The organism is Streptomyces sp. CNT360 (genome assembly GCF_000424785.1).
In genome coordinates, this window is the sequence record NZ_AUKO01000004.1 from 426,502 (window position 1) to 440,804 (window position 14,303).

Genomic DNA, 14,303 nt, shown 5'->3' on the forward strand with positions numbered 1-14,303 from the left:
ATCCAGGACCGTGAAGGAGCCGCACATGCCGCTGCGGAGCACCGCGCGCACCAGCCTCGTGGAGGCCGTCATCGAGCAGATCGAGGCGCTCATCGCCGAGGGTGAGTGGCCTGTCGGTACCCGGATCCCGCCGGAGCCCGTCCTCGTGGAGGAGCTCGGCGTCGGCCGGAACACCGTGCGCGAGGCGGTGCGTGCCCTGTCCCACACCGGGATGCTGGAGCCCCGCCCCGGCGACGGCACGTACGTGCGCGCGGACAGCGGGTTCGGCGCCGCCGTCCAGCGCCGGCTGCACCGCAGCACCGCGCTGGAAGCGTACGAGGTACGCGCCAGCCTGGAGCGGGACGCGGCCCGCTACGCCGCCCGGCGACGCACCCCACGGGACGTGGCCGCACTGCGCGCCGCTCTCGCGCTGAGGGACGACGCGTGGAATGCCGACGGGGACAACGCGGCCTTCGTGGAGGCCGATATGGCCTTCCACCGTGCCGTGGCCGCGGCGGGCGGCAATTCCGTACTCGCGGAGCTCTACGACCAGTTCAGTGACTCGCTGCGCGCCACGCTGTGTTCCGTCACCAGTGCCCCGCTGCCGGAGACGGTGCGGCGGCAGGTGGCCGAGCACACGGCCATCGTCGACGCGGTCGAGGCCCGCGACCCCGACGCGGCGGAAGAGGCCGCGCTCGCTCACCTGTCGGCGGCCATGGAGGCCCTGCGCGGGCTCGCGGCCCCCGACAGCTCAGGACCGGACAAGGAAAGCGGATGAACAACGACACCACCGGGACGGAGGCCCCCACGGCCCTGTCCCCCGTGGACGCCCAGCCCCCTGCGCAGGCACGCGCACGTCGGCACCCCGCGCACAGGGCACCGAAGACCGCGACTCGTAAGGCGGGGCTGCTGGTGGCCGGCATCGTGCTGCTCGCACTGAACCTGCGGCCCGCACTGGTCGCGGTCTCTCCTCTCGCCCCGTCGATCGGGGAGAGCAGCGGGATGTCGTCCTCGGCGATCAGCCTGCTCACGTCGCTGCCCCTGCTCTGCTTCGGGCTGCTGGCGCCGATCTCCCCGCGTCTGGGCCGCCGGCTCGGCATGGAGTGTGCGCTGCTGGTCGCGATGGCCCTGGTCGTCGCCGGTACGCTGGTGCGCCTCGCGCCCAGCCAGGTTGCGCTGTTCGGCGGCACCGTCGTCATCGGTGCGGGCATCGCGATCGGCAACGTCCTGCTGCCGGGCCTGATCAAGCGGGATTTCCCGGACCGTGTCGGCCCGATGATGGGCGTCTTCTCGATGACCCTTTTCACCGGCGCTGCCGCGGCTGCCGGGCTCAGCGTGCCCATCCAGCAGGCGTCCGGTGCGGACTGGCGGACGGTGCTGGCCGGCTGGGGCATCCTCCCTGTCGTCGCCGCTGTGGTCTGGCTGCCGCAGCTCCGGAACCACACGCGGGTCTCCGCACGTGAGGCGCGGGAGGCCGCCCACCCCGTGAAGGGGCTGTGGCGGCAGGCGCTCGCCTGGCAGGTGGCGGCCTTCATGGGGCTGCAGTCGCTCACCTACTACGCGGCCACCGCCTGGCTGCCGGCCGTGCTGGAGCACGCCGGCATGGACGCCGGAAGCGCCGGCTGGATGCTGTCCTTCTCCTCCTTGCTGGGCATCGCCGGATCCTTCCTCGCTCCCGTCTTCGCAGAGAGGCGCATGCGGCCGGCGATGGTGACCGTGCTCTCGACAGCGCTGTGCGCAGCCGGTCTGCTCGGAATGCTCCTCATGCCGGTCGGCCTGGCGTATCTGTGGATGGTGCTGCTCGGTCTGGGGCAGGGCGGAGCGATCAGCCTGGCGCTGCTGTTCATCGTCCAGCGTGCCCCGGACGCCCGGCATGCCGCTCAGCTGTCCAGCATGGCCCAGGGCTTCGGCTACGTCCTCGCCGCGTCAGGTCCGGTGGCCCTGGGGACGCTCCACGACGCGTCCGGCACCTGGACGCTGCCACTGGTCGTCCTCCTCGTGATGCTGGTGCCCCAGCTCCTGTTCGGCATGGGCGCCGCCCGCAACCGGCACGTCACGGAGGACACCTCGCTTGCCCGCGACTCCGTCACCACCGGGTGAGGGGACCTGTTCAGCGGCGTGGACGGGCACCACGTGCAGGGACCTGTCCAGCTCGCCCGGCCGCTCCTGGCCTCACACCCCGGCCCCTACCACCTCACGGGATTGCTGGGACGGCACAAGAGGGGAACCCCGTACGGCGGAACCCTCGTCAAGGCGCACCGGTCAGCGCAGTTGCCGCGGAGGGCACGGGCTGCCGATGAGGCGCATTGCCGAAACCTCGTCGCTGGGCAACGGGCGGCTCGGGGTGTGCAGGCACCCAGTGGCACCGTGCGGGACGCGCCCGGTTGCCCGGCGACCGGGTCAGTGGGCGATGTTGTCGATCAGTTCGCGGGCGCCTTGGCGTAGCAGGGCCAGGGCGACGGAGGCGCCGAGGTCGGAGGGGTTCAGCCGGCCGGCCCACTCGTGTGCGTTGAGGATGACCTTGCCGTCGGGGCTGAACACGCAGGCCCGCAGGGACAGGTCACCGCGTGCGGCCCTGGCGTACCCGGCGATCGGGCTGTTGCAGTGGCCCTGCAGCACATGCAGGAACATCCGCTCCGCCTCGGTCTCGCGGAAGGTGTCGGCGTGGTTCAGGTCGCTGACGGTGTCGATGGTGGCGGTGTCGTCCTGCCGGCACTGCAGGGCCAGCACTCCGGCACCGATCGGTGGGCACATCGTCTCGACCGACAGGATCTCGGTGATCACGTCGGGACGTCCGATCCGTTCCAGTCCCGAGACCGCGAGCAGCAGCGCATCGACCTCGCCCGCGCCGAGCTTCTTCAGTCGGCGGTTGGCGTTGCCGCGGAAGGGCACGCACTCCAGGTGCGGGTAGGACGCGGCGAGCTGGGCGACGCGTCGCACCGAGGAGGTCCCGATCCGGGTCCCTGCGGGCAGCTCGTCAAGGGTGAGCCCACCGGGGTGGACCAGTGCGTCCCGGATGTCGTCCCGTTGCAGGTAGGCGGCGAAGGTCGTACCGGCCGGGAGTGGCCGGTCGGCGGGGATGTCCTTGACGCAGTGCACCGCGAGGTCCGCCTCGCCGGCGAGCAGGGCGGCATCGACCTCCTTGGTGAACGCGCCCTTGCCCTCGACCTGGGACAGGTCCCCCATCCACCGGTCGCCGGTCGTCTTCACCGGGACCACCTCGGTACGCACGCCCGGGTGACGCGTACCGAGCTCGGCACGCACACGTTCCACTTGGGCGAGCGCCATGGGGGAGTCGCGGGAGACGATGCGGATCAGCTCTGGGGCGGACATGGCGTACACGATAGACCGTCAGGTGCGGACCCCCGGCAGGCCCGGCCTCCCACTACTTCGGCAACTGGTCGCTCCACCCCTCACGCAGGCGGGCCGCCGTCCTCCGTGCCTGTCCCGACTGCCTCATCGACCCCACCGTCCGACTCGACGCGTCCCCCGACGCCGCCCGCGTCGAAGAGTTGCTGTCGCTGTGGCAGCAGCACGTCGAGGGCGAGCAGCGGCGCGTGGTGGCCGGCGAACGGCCCTACCCGGCAGACGCCCTTCGCGCCCACGCCAGGCGGAAGGTGTCGGTCCCGGAGGCGGTGCTCGGGCGTCTCGCCCGTGGGCGCGTACTGCTCGGTGAAGAGCTCGGCGACGAGCTCGCCCCGGCTGGAGGCCCGGACCTTCTCGAAGGCGGCCTCGATGTGGTTCCGGACGGTGTGCGGGGACAGGAAGAGTTTCCCGGCGATCTCGGCCGTGCCCAGGCCGCGGGCGATGTACTGGGTGGTCTCCGGCTCGCGGCCGGTGAGTTCCGTGTCACTCGCGGTCGTACACCAGCAGCCCGTCTGCGCGCAGCCGGGCGCCCGGGGTGGGCGGGTGCGGGGTGAGGCGGCCGTCGTGGGCGAGGTGGCGGACGGGCCGGCCGCGGGCGAGGACGGCGAAGTCGGCGACGAGGCGGCGGTGGCAGCGCCACCACACCGACTCGCTGCACATGACGGCGGTGGGCGCGGCGGCGGCCTCGTCGAGCAGTTCGTCCATGGCGGCGACGAAGTGCGGGTCACGGGTGTGGCCGGCGTAGCCGCGGAAGGAGGCGTTGCGCCAGAAGGTGTCGGGGGAGTCGGGTGCCGCACGGCGGAAGCCGCCCAGCCGCTTGTCCCAGCGGTAGCCGATCCCCTCGGCGGGCAGCCACCCGCTCAGCGCGTCGCGGTGCACGTCGGGGTTGCGGCGGCTGCCCGGTACGGTGCGTACGTCCACGAGGGAGCGGACCCCGGCGCCGCGCAGCAGACGGCCCAGCTCCGTGCGGTCGGCGGTGCCGTGCCCCAGGGTCAGCAGCGGTGGTACGTCCTGAACGGCCCCCAGGATGGCACCGCCGCCCTTCCCGCGCTCGGCACCTCGGACGCCCGGCGTCAGGCGTCGTCAGGCATCGGGAGGCGTCAGGCGCGGGGGGCCGGGTCGACGCGGTCGATGCCGGCCCGGCGGACGACGTCGCGGCCGACATCGCGCGCGCGGCGGACCAGCGCGGGGCCGTCCCAGTGCGGGGGCCGGCCGCGCCACAGCCGGAGGCGGCCCGCGACGACGACGGCGGTGATCTGGTCGCGGTTGGCGAGCCGGACCAGTTCCCACTCCAGGTCCCAGGAGGGGGTCAGCTCGGGGACGTCGAGGTCGACGAGGAGGAAGTCGGCGGCCTTGCCGACGGCGATCTCGCCGGTGATCTTCTTCAGCCCCACGGCGTCGGCGCTGCCCGCGGTGGCGTGCCGGAGCCAGAGCCGTCCGGCTCCGCAGGCGGAGTCGCCGGTGTCCAGGCCGGAGGTGAGGCGCTGCGCGGTCTCGGCGGCATCGACCACGCGGAAGCCGTCGCCGCGGGTGCCGTCGGTGCCGGTGCCGAACCGCGCGCCCCAGGCGGCCATCGTGGTGGCCTGCGCGACGCCGTTGCCCTTCCAGGCGCTGGCGACCGGGTTGTAGCTGATGGCCGCGCCGGTGTCGGCGACCATCTTGATCTCGTCCGGGCTGAGCAGGGTGGCGTGGGCGCCGAGCGTGGCCGGGCCGAGGGCACCGACATGGTGCAGGTGGGCGAGGGGGCGGCGGCCCACGGACTTGAGGGAGCGTTCGACGGCGGCCAGGTGCTCGTTGACGTGGGTCTGGAAGACGGCACCGGCCTCCTCGCACATCTTCGCGGTCTGCCGCAGCACCTTCGCGGTGGCGTCCTCGGGGACCGGAACGGCCAGCGAGGGGTGGATGAGCTGGTGGCCGTCCCACCGCTCCAGGTGCTCCCTGCCGCCCTTGCCGTCGGAGACGACCTTGCTCAGCACGCACCTGAGCCCGGCCTCCTCGGTCCCCTTGGCGAGCACCTCGACGTCGACGGGCGCCCGGGTGCCGGCGTCGGCGACGGTGGTGAACCCGCCGCGCAGCCACTCCAGGGCCGACAGCTTCGCCGCCAGGTAGGCGCTCTCCTCGTCCAGGGCGCGCTCCAGCGGTTCCCAGACCGTCTTGAAGATCTCGGACGGCTGGCCGAACGCCTGCGCCTTGCCGAAGCTCTGGGTCAGGTGGTGGTGGGCGTCCACGAAGCCGGGCATGAGCAGGTGCCCCGGCAGCCGCAGCGGCTTGAGGTGCGGGTGCGCGGCGGTGAGCTTGCCGGCGGGCCCGACCTCGTGGAAGACGCCCTTCTTGACGAGTACGGCGTGGTCCTCGGCGACGCCCTTGGGCAGCAGCACCCGGTCGGGTACGAGCAGCAGGGTGTCGGCGTCGAACGACTGGGGACCGGGGCCGGAGTGCTTGCCGTCCGCCTCCGCATCGCGCGCCTGCGTCCGGGCGTGCGCCCGGGCCCCGGCCTGCGCCTGCGTCGGTGTCGCGGACAGGCCCGCGAGGAGTCCCGCCGCGCCGGTCGCTCCGGCGCCCGCGAGGAAGCGGCGCCGCCCGAGGTCGTCGTCGGTGTCCAGGTCCGGCGCCTGGGTGGGGTCCGCATTCCGGTCCGCTCCCGCCTGTCCGTCCGGTATCGCCTCGTCCGCCACCGCACGCCCCCTTGGGCCGCTCGTCCGCCAGGAAGGCCCGACCCTAGAGCAGCTCACGTGGCGGAACAAGACTTCCGTGATACGAGAGGTGTGGGGTATAGCGGGGGTGTTCGAGGCCGTAGGGCACAGCCCGGCCATGCGTCCGGCCCGTGCCGCCGTCCCGGGGACGGCGGCACGGGCCGGCGGGTGCGTCAGCCGAGTCGGGCGACGTTCAGCAGGGCGTTGGGCGAGCCGGAGCCGGGGCTGCCGACCACGCCGCTCTCCGCGTTGTTCACCAGTGCGTCGCGCACCTGGCTCGGGGAGGCACCGGAGTGCGCGGACAGGTAGAGCGCCGCGGCACCCGCGGCGTGCGGGGTGGCCATGGACGTGCCGCTCATGGTCGTGGAGCCCCCGCCGTTCCGGGTGGAGACGATGCTGCCGCCGGGCGCGAACAGGTCGAGGCAGCGGCCGTAGTTGGAGAAGTACGACCTGCCGTCCCCGCGGTCCGTCGAACCGAGCGTGAGGGCGGCCGGCACCCTGGCCGGGCTGGTGTTGCAGGCGTCGGCCGAGTCGTTGCCCGCGGCCACCGCGAAGGTGACGCCGCTGTCGATGGCGCCCTGGACGGCGTTGTCGACGGAGGTGCTGGCGCCGCCGCCCAGGCTCATGTTGGCCACGGACGGGCCGCTGTGGTTGCGCGCCACCCAGTCGATGCCGCCGATCACCTGCGACCACTGGCCGGAGCCCTGGCAGTCGAGCACCCGGACGGAGACCAGCTTCACGTTCTTCGCCACGCCGTAGGTGCGGCTGCCGACCGTCCCGGCCACGTGGGTGCCGTGGCCCGCGCAGTCGCTGGCGTCGTTGTCGTTGTCGATGAAGTCGTAGCCGCTGCGTGCACGTCCGCCGAAGTCGGAGTGCGTCATGTCGATGCCGGTGTCGACGATGTAGGCGGTCGCGCCCGAGCCGTCGTTCGGGTAGGTGTAGGAACTGTCGAGCGAGCCGTCGATCCGGTCGATGCCCCAGGAGGGCGGGTTGGTCTGGGTGCCGCTGGCCCGGGCGTCGGCGTCCGCCTCGACATAGCGGACGCCCGGTGCCGCCGCCAGCTTCTCGGCCTGCGCCCGGGTGGCCTGGAGGGAGAACCCGCGGAAGGCCGCGGAGTACACCTGGCCCACCTTTCCGCCGTAGGCGTCGGCGAGCCGCTCGGCGGTGGTGCGGGCCTGGGTCCGGGCGGTGGCGGACACCGAGGCCCGGCCGTCCAGCGCCACGATGTACCGGCCCGGTGTCGCGCCGGGTGCGGAGGCGTTGCGGATGGTGCCGTGCGGCGCGTCGGGGGTGGAGGCGCCGGCGGTGGCAGCGCCGCTGAGCCCCAGTACCGTCGCGGTCAGCGCGCCGATACCCAGGGCGGTGAAGCGTCTGGTGCGCGTACGAGTACCCATGGATGCTGCTCCTCGTCGTGGGGGCGGCCGGGCGGTTCTCGCCCGGCCGGCTGGCACACACCCTTGGGCCGGAGCCGGAGCAAAACAATCCGGAACGTCATAGGTAGCGGTACGTATTCGTCCGGCGAATCCGGCACGGACGCAGGCGACTTCACGCCACGCCGGCTCCCCCTCCCGGACGGGGCTCCTGCCTCCCGGCGGGCCGCGCCGGCGCCCGGGCGGTCCCGGGTGCCGCACCGTGCTGCGGGACGGCGCGGCGCAACGTGGCGACCTGGGACCGCGAGGTGACCCGCAACTTGCGCAGCACACGGGCGACGTGCTGCTCGACGGTGCGTGGCGAGAGGAACAGCACGTCGGCGATCTCCCGGTTGGTGCGGCCGAGCGCGACCAGTTGCGCCACCTCCTCCTCGCGGGGCGACAGCTCACCGCCGTAACCGCGCCGTCCGCGCCGGGAGGGCACCACCGTGCCGCTGCGGCGCAGCGCGCGGCGGCAGCGTGCCGCGTCCCGCACCGCACCGAGGGCGGCGAACTCCTCCGCCGCCTCGGTCAGTTGTGCGCCGGCCGCGGTATCGCCGAGGGCGAGCCGGTTGCGGGCGGCCGCCTCTCCGGTACGGGCTGCCGAGTAGGGCTGGGGCAGCGCGGTGTAGGCGGCGCGAGCGGCCGTGAACACCTCGGCGGCCTGGGCCGGACGGCGCCCCGCGGTGGCGAGGATGCCCTGGCAGGCCAGGTGCGCCGCGGCGGCCAGCGGGGCGTCCAGGCCGGCCAGCCGCGCACCGAACTCCGCGGTGAGCGCGGCGGCCTCCTCCTGCCGCGACCGCCGGGCCAGCGAGGCGACCGCCATCGGTGCCAGGTCGGCCGCCCAGGTCCAGATGCCCTTCGTACGGATCCGTGCCACGGCGCGCAGCGCCTCCGCACCGCTCGCGTCCGCGTCTCCGCAGGCCATCTCGGACCGGACCAGGGCGGCGGAGGCGGCGGCCAGGATGGTGGCGGGCGCGTTGGCGGGGTCGGCAGGGCCCGCGTCCCGCAACCGGGCGCGGGCCTCCTCCCATTCGCCGCGCGCCGACGCGAGCAGGCCCAGCACGAGGTGGGCGTCGGCGGCGATGCCGGACACCCCGCCGACCAGGCCCAGCGCGTAGCGGGCCCGTTCGGCCAGCCCGTCCCAGTGGCCGGTGTACCAGGCCAGGCGCAGGGCGGTGCCCTCGACGATGCTCTCCAGGTACGGGGCTCCGCATTCGGCGGCCAGCCGGCGGCCCTCCAGGCGGAAGCGGCGGGCCGCCTCGTAGTGGCCGAGGCAGGTGGCCGCGTCGGCGATGTTGCCGCAGGCGCGGGCGACCTCGCGGCGTTCGGCGACCGTGCTGCCCTGGCCCAGCAGCTGCTCGACCTGGCGCCATGCGGTGGGGGACCCGGTGGACAGCAGCAGGGCGAGGTGGTTGCCGCGGACGGCGATCCGCAGCGCGCCGTCCGTCTGGCCGGCGACCAGGTCCTCGGCCCGTTCGATCCACCGCTCGTGCACCTGGAGGGGCTGGTCGCCCCAGCTCGGCATGGCCAGTGCCGCCATGCCCCGGGCGGCCAGCGCGGGCCGCTCGTGCAGCTCCGCCACGGCGGTGGCGGTGTCGGCGCGCCCTTCCTGGTAGCGGCCCGCCTGATTGTTGAGCAGCAGGCCGAGGTTGAGCCGGATCTCGCCGCGGAGACCTTCGGGGAGGCTGGTGTCGCGCAGCACCCGGCGCAGCAGTCCGGTCGCGCGGCGGTGGGCGAGGCCGACGGCCGCCTCCGTGCTGAGCCGGGCCGCCAGCCGGCCGCGTTCCCCGGTCGGCATCCGGTCGTCGCACAGCAGCTCTTCGAGCAGCTCGACGACCAGCGCGGTGTCGCCCATGGCGTGGGCGGCGTCGACGGCCTGTTCGCAGTGCCGGTACCAGGCCGTCCAGTCGCCGGAGAGCCGGGCGTGGTAGGCGAGCCGTACCAGCGGCGGCGGGTCGCGGCGGGCGAGCGCGGCTCGGGCCCGCCGGTGCAGTTCGTGACGGTCGGGCCCCGGCAGCATGGAGTAGACGGCCTGCTGGGCGAGGGTGTGGCGGAAGCCGTAGCGGCCGGCGTCCTCCTCGTGGAGCACGCCGGCCAGCAGGGCCTCGCGGACGGCGCCCGCGGTGCCGTGGGCGTCGCGGTCCGGCCCCGCACCGGCTGCCGCGGGGTCGGTCATGACGGCACCGATCAGCTCCTCCTCGGCCGGGACGCGCAGGACAGCGGCGGCGCGTACGGCGTCCTGCGCGGCGGGGGTCAGCTGTGCCATGCGGTCGGCGGTGGCCTCCTGGAGGAGCGCGGGGACCCGCATGGTGGCGATGGCCTCCAGGTCGAGCGCCTGGTGGCCGCGGGCCCCGGCGGACAGCACCCGTACGGTCTCCTCCAGCACGAAGGGGATCCCCGCGGTCCTGCGGTGCAGTTCGGCGGCCAGCTCGTCGGTGACGGGTCCCCCGCCGGTCATGTCCGCCGTCAGGTCGCACACGGCGTCCTGGTCGAGGGGGTGCAGGGGGATGCGGAGTTCGGTGGTGCCCGGCGGGCAGCGGTGCGCCCGCCCCAGGGGCAGACCGCCGTCCGGCAGGTCCTCGCGCCGGTAGCTGAGTACCAGGGCGAGCTGCGGGGGCGGGGCGTCGACGAGGAAGCGCAGCAGGTCGCGGGTGCCGTCGTCGGCCCAGTGGAGGTCCTCGACCACGACGACGGTGTCGCCGAGCGCCGCCAGCAGTGCCCGTACGGCGCGGAAGAGCCGGTGCCGGGTGGCCCGGTGGTCGGCGGTGGGTTCGGGCGCCGGCGGGAGGGCCGCGGCGAGTTCGGGCACGTATCCGCGCAGCGCGCCGCAGACGGGGTTGAGGCGGCTCGGGAGGCTCTGCCCGTGCTCGCCCAGGTTCCGGAAGAGGTCCACGACGGGTCCGTAGGGGAACGGCTCGCGAAGCGGGAGGCAGCTGCCGACCAGCACCCGCTGCTGCCGGGCCGTGCCGGGGTGGGCGACCATCTCCCGAAGGGCCTCGTGGACGAGGCGGGTCTTGCCGATGCCGGCCTCGCCCTCGACGAAGGCGACGGCGGGTGCGGCGGCCAACGCGCCGCGGAGTGCGCCGAGTTCGTCCCCGCGGCCGACGAACCGGTTGGCCTGCGGGGATCTGAGAACCGCGTACGGCACGTGCGCCACCTCCACAGCCCCGGGCCCGGGCACACGCGATAAAACACGCGGACCGGTGCGGGCGTTCAGGATTCGGACAGGATCGGCGGTCAGCATCTTCCGTGTGTTGCGCGCGGACAACAAGCCCCGTGGGCAGTCACGGCCTGGCCTGATTCCGCTCCTGCAACGGGGCCGTTCCGGTGTACGGCCGGGCCGGGGGCAGGGGGCGGCCAGGGCGGCAGGAAGCCTGGAGGGGGCGACCGGCAGTGCGTACTCACGTTCCGTACACGTTTCGCCACATTCGTGCAGGTAACTCCTCGGTGGCAAGGACCACGGGGAGACCGGGAAGCGCGGGGGAGGTCGGAGGACGGTGTGGGCGAGGAGCACCAGGCACACACGGGCGACGACGGGTTCTGCGCACAGGACGACACCGCGCAGCCCTCGGGCGGTCAGGCGCCGCTGCCCGCGCACAGCGACGTCGTGGTGGTCGGTGCGGGGCTGGCCGGGCTGGCGGTGGCCCGCCGGCTCGCGGACGGCGGGGTGGACGTCCTGGTGCTGGAGGCCGGGGACGGGGTCGGCGGGCGGATACGCACCGACGCGGTCGACGGATTCCTGCTCGACCGCGGCTTCCAGGTCCTCAACAGTGCCTACCCTCAGTTGCCCCGCCACCTGGACGTGGGGAAGCTGGACCTGCGGCCCTTCGCCCGGGCCCTGAAACTGCGGACCGGCGGCCGCCTCGTGGAGCTCGACGACCCGCGGCAGGACCCGCGCGCGGTGCCGCGAGCGCTGGCCGCACCCATCGGCGCGCTGCCGTCCAAGCTGGCCCTGGCCGTGCACGCGGCCGTTGTGGGCTACCTGCCCGCCCGGGTGCTGCTGCGCCGCCAGGACCGTCCCTCCGTGGCGGCCTGGCGGCGGCGGGGCATGGGCGGCCCGGTCACCGACACGCTGCTGCGGCCGTTCTTCGCCGGGCTGACCTGCGACCCCGCGCAGGTGACCTCCAGCCGCTTCACCGATCTCATGCTGCGGATGTTCGTCCGCGGTCAGGCCGCGGTACCGGACGCGGGGATGCAGCAGATCCCCGACCAGTTGGCCCGGCGGCTGCCCGCCGGCACGGTACGGCTGCACACCCGGGTGCGCGAGGTGGGCCCGGAGCGGGTGGTGACCGAGCACGGCCCGGTGACCGCGCGCGCCGTCGTGCTGGCCACCGACGCCGGGACCGCCGCACGGCTGCTTCCCTCCCTCTCCCCGCCGCGCTGGCGGGGCCTGACCACCTACTACCACCGGCTGGCCGGGCAGTTGGACGCGGGGCCCACCCTCCTCGTCGACGCCGAGCCGTCCCCGGTGACCAACACGATCCCCGTCAGCGCGGCCGCCCCGTCCTACGCCCCGCCGGGGGTGACCCTGCTGGCCACCACCGCCGTCCACCCGGACGAGCGCGACAGCCTCCGGGTCGAGGAGGGGCGGGTCCGCGACCGTCTCGCCCGCCTGTACGGCATCGACAGCGGCGAGTTGGACCATGTCGCCACCTACGACGTGCCCCGCGCCCTGCCGGCCATGACGGCGCCGCACCGCTTCCGCCGCCCGGCCACGGTCGACGGCGTCGTCGTGTGCGGGGACCACCGCACCACCAGCTCCATCCAGGGCACCCTGGACTCGGCGGAGCGTGCCGCCACCGCTGTCGTCGCCCACCTGCGCGCCGCCGGCTGACCCGGCGGGCGGGCCGCACCTGCCCAGGAGCGTGCGGAGGTGCGCGCCGACCGGGTCCGGTTGGGGGGTCTACGATGCTGGGGCCCGTGCCGGCCGCCGCGTACGACGGGCGGTGAGGCCCGCGAGAGCAGCGAGGACAGAACACTTCCGTGTACGACATATCGATCACGGCGGTCGCCGTGCTGTGTGTGGCCGCCGCCCTGGCGGGCTGGATCGACGCCGTGGTCGGTGGCGGCGGGCTGCTCCAACTGCCCGCCCTGCTGATCGCCTTCCCCCACCTGGCTCCCGCCTACGTGCTGGGCACCAACAAGGCGGCAGCCATCGTGGGCACCTCGGCTGCCGCGGTCACGTATGCCCGCAAGACCCCGCTGGACGTGCGGCTGGCCTGCCGGCTCGGCGTGATCGCGGCGCTGGCCTCGCTGGGCGGGGCCTTCTTCGCCGCCGGTGTCGACAGCGGGGTGCTCCGCCCGCTGATCATCGTGCTGCTGCTGGTGGTTGCCGCATTGGTGCTGCTGCGCCCGCAGTTCGGGCACGCGCCGGGCGGTGCCGCCGGCCGCGGGCGGGTGCTGGCGGCGTGCGGGGTCGCCGGGGTCGGCATCGGGTTCTACGACGGGCTGCTGGGGCCCGGCACCGGCACCTTCCTGGTCATCGCCCTGGTGGCGCTCCTCCACATGGACATGGTCACCGCCTCGGCCACCACCAAGGTCGTCAACGTCTGCACCAACCTGGGCGCCCTGGCCATGTTCACCTGGCACGGCACCGTGCTGTGGGCCCTCGCTCCGGTGCTGGCCGTGTGCAACATGGCCGGGGCGTTCGCGGGCGCCCACATGGCGCTCAAGCGCGGCAGCGGCTTCGTCCGTGGCGTGCTGCTGGTCACGGTCGCCGGCCTCGTCGGCAAGCTCGCCTACGACCAGTGGCGGGCCGGCTGACCCCGGCCGCGACACCTGCTGCCGGTCGTCGGCGCACCGCGGACGGACGCCGCACGGTGACCGCCCTCGGGTGGTCCTGCCGGGCGCCGGTGGGCCGACCGCCGCGGCGCCGAGTCAGCCGTGGCGGAGGTGGTCACGCAGCGCGCGGGCGACCTGCGCCATGAGGGCCTCGGCCACCGGCTGGTTGGCGGCCGGGACCCGGGACTCGGTGAGGGCGGCGACGGCGTAGACGGCCCCGTCGGCGTGCTGCACGACGCCCACCTCGTGGCGGAGGTTGAGGAGCGTGGCCGTCTTGGACGACCAGGTGGAGGCGTCGGAGGTGAAGTCGGGGGCGAGCCGGTGACGCATCACGTTGTCCCCCATCAGGGTGCGTATCCGCGCGGCCACCTCGGGGTGCACGTCCGACGGGGTCCACAGGGCCTGGAGCAGATCGGTGCAGGCCCGCGCGGTCGCGGTGTTGGCCCGGCTGATGTCCAGCTGCGGCAGCCGGTGGCCGCGCCCGCCGGTGCCCGCGTCGACGGCGAGGGACTGCGCCAGGTGCACCTCGTGGGCGCGGAGCCGCTCGGCGGGGGTGTCGGTCAGCTCGTCCATGGTGTGGCGTACGGCCATGCCCCGGATGCCGAGCCGCCGCAGCAGGACGTCCACCCGGTCCGGCGGTGTGAGGCCGAACAGGGCGTCGGCGGCGGTGTTGTCGCTCAGCGAGGTGCTCAGATAGAGCAGGTCGTCGACCGCGATGCGGGCCGGATGCCGGAACCGGGTCAGCCCGGTGGGGCCGGGCCGGGTGATCCGCCCGGGCTGCACCAGGAGGGGCTCGTCCCCGGCCAGCTCGCCGAGCCGGACGCGTTCGGCGGTGGCCACCGCGAGAGGCAGCTTGACGAGGGAGGCGACCGGCAGTTCGGTGTCCGGCTCGATACCGACCTCCTCGCCGGTGTGCAGGTCCCGGACCAGGAACGAGCCGAAGAGCCCGCCGTCTTGCAGGTCCTGACGCAGGGTGCGCAGCAGTCGGTCCGCCGTCATGACGACGCTCTCCCTTCGGCCCCCGGCAACTCCGGCCCCCCGCCGCGTACTCCGCCGCCCCCGGCTGCGCCGG

At 74.4% G+C, this 14,303-nt stretch carries 11 protein-coding genes and 1 pseudogene; 4 read left to right on the plus strand and 8 right to left on the minus strand.

Features of this window, described 5'->3' with window-relative positions; genetic code table 11:
• The first annotated feature begins 25 nt into the window (after nucleotides 1-25).
• Together H297_RS35970 and H297_RS0112120 are read left to right on the plus strand one after the other, a co-directional pair.
• Entirely contained in the window at nucleotides 26-757 is a 732-nt protein-coding gene (locus H297_RS35970) for an FCD domain-containing protein (protein WP_037793782.1), read from the plus strand.
• Nucleotides 754-2,079: a CynX/NimT family MFS transporter gene (locus tag H297_RS0112120; RefSeq protein ID WP_027737260.1), complete on the plus strand. Its 1,326-nt coding sequence runs from the start codon at nucleotides 754-756 to the stop codon at nucleotides 2,077-2,079. Before H297_RS35970 ends, H297_RS0112120 begins: the two co-directional genes overlap by 4 nt.
• 300 nt (nucleotides 2,080-2,379) lie before the next feature.
• Here H297_RS0112120 and hemC read toward each other — a convergent pair whose 3' ends face one another.
• The 7 genes and pseudogenes from hemC to H297_RS35975 form a co-directional block, all read right to left on the minus strand.
• Nucleotides 2,380-3,312 (minus strand): hydroxymethylbilane synthase, encoded by a 933-nt coding sequence (hemC, locus tag H297_RS0112125; protein ID WP_027737261.1) that lies wholly within the window; start codon nucleotides 3,310-3,312, stop codon nucleotides 2,380-2,382.
• An 80-nt stretch (nucleotides 3,313-3,392) separates the two neighbouring features.
• The gene (locus H297_RS44200) at nucleotides 3,393-3,584 is read right to left on the minus strand and encodes a hypothetical protein (RefSeq protein WP_027737262.1); all 192 of its coding nucleotides are present in this window, start codon (nucleotides 3,582-3,584) and stop codon (nucleotides 3,393-3,395) included.
• A 93-nt stretch (nucleotides 3,585-3,677) separates the two neighbouring features.
• Nucleotides 3,678-3,812 (minus strand): annotated as a pseudogene (locus H297_RS44205) (response regulator transcription factor); the annotation flags it as partial.
• A gap of 16 nt (nucleotides 3,813-3,828) precedes the next feature.
• Nucleotides 3,829-4,374 carry a DUF488 domain-containing protein gene (locus H297_RS0112135; RefSeq protein WP_027737263.1) on the minus strand — a complete coding sequence of 182 codons (546 nt, stop codon included), beginning with the start codon at nucleotides 4,372-4,374 and terminating at the stop codon, nucleotides 3,829-3,831.
• Between the two features lie 71 nt (nucleotides 4,375-4,445).
• On the minus strand, nucleotides 4,446-6,020 hold the full coding sequence (locus tag H297_RS0112140) for an amidohydrolase family protein (RefSeq protein WP_027737264.1): 1,575 nt from the start codon (nucleotides 6,018-6,020) through the stop codon (nucleotides 4,446-4,448).
• Nucleotides 6,021-6,211: 191 nt separating this feature from the next.
• Nucleotides 6,212-7,432, minus strand: coding sequence for a S8 family peptidase (locus tag H297_RS0112145; RefSeq protein ID WP_027737265.1), 1,221 nt, complete (start codon nucleotides 7,430-7,432; stop codon nucleotides 6,212-6,214).
• Nucleotides 7,433-7,583: 151 nt separating this feature from the next.
• Nucleotides 7,584-10,598 carry a helix-turn-helix transcriptional regulator gene (locus H297_RS35975; RefSeq protein WP_078513933.1) on the minus strand — a complete coding sequence of 1,005 codons (3,015 nt, stop codon included), beginning with the start codon at nucleotides 10,596-10,598 and terminating at the stop codon, nucleotides 7,584-7,586.
• Nucleotides 10,599-10,949: 351 nt separating this feature from the next.
• On the opposite strand from H297_RS35975, the gene H297_RS0112155 reads away from it, so the two are divergent.
• Together H297_RS0112155 and H297_RS0112160 are read left to right on the plus strand one after the other, a co-directional pair.
• Nucleotides 10,950-12,284, plus strand: coding sequence for an NAD(P)/FAD-dependent oxidoreductase (locus H297_RS0112155; protein WP_078513934.1), 1,335 nt, complete (start codon nucleotides 10,950-10,952; stop codon nucleotides 12,282-12,284).
• A gap of 149 nt (nucleotides 12,285-12,433) precedes the next feature.
• On the plus strand, nucleotides 12,434-13,213 hold the full coding sequence (locus tag H297_RS0112160; protein WP_027737267.1) for a TSUP family transporter: 780 nt from the start codon (nucleotides 12,434-12,436) through the stop codon (nucleotides 13,211-13,213).
• A 114-nt stretch (nucleotides 13,214-13,327) separates the two neighbouring features.
• Here the strand turns inward: H297_RS0112160 and H297_RS0112165 are convergent, their stop codons facing one another.
• Complete coding sequence (locus H297_RS0112165) at nucleotides 13,328-14,230, minus strand: serine hydrolase (RefSeq protein ID WP_027737268.1); 903 nt, start codon at nucleotides 14,228-14,230, stop codon at nucleotides 13,328-13,330.
• Nucleotides 14,231-14,303 lie beyond the last annotated feature (73 nt).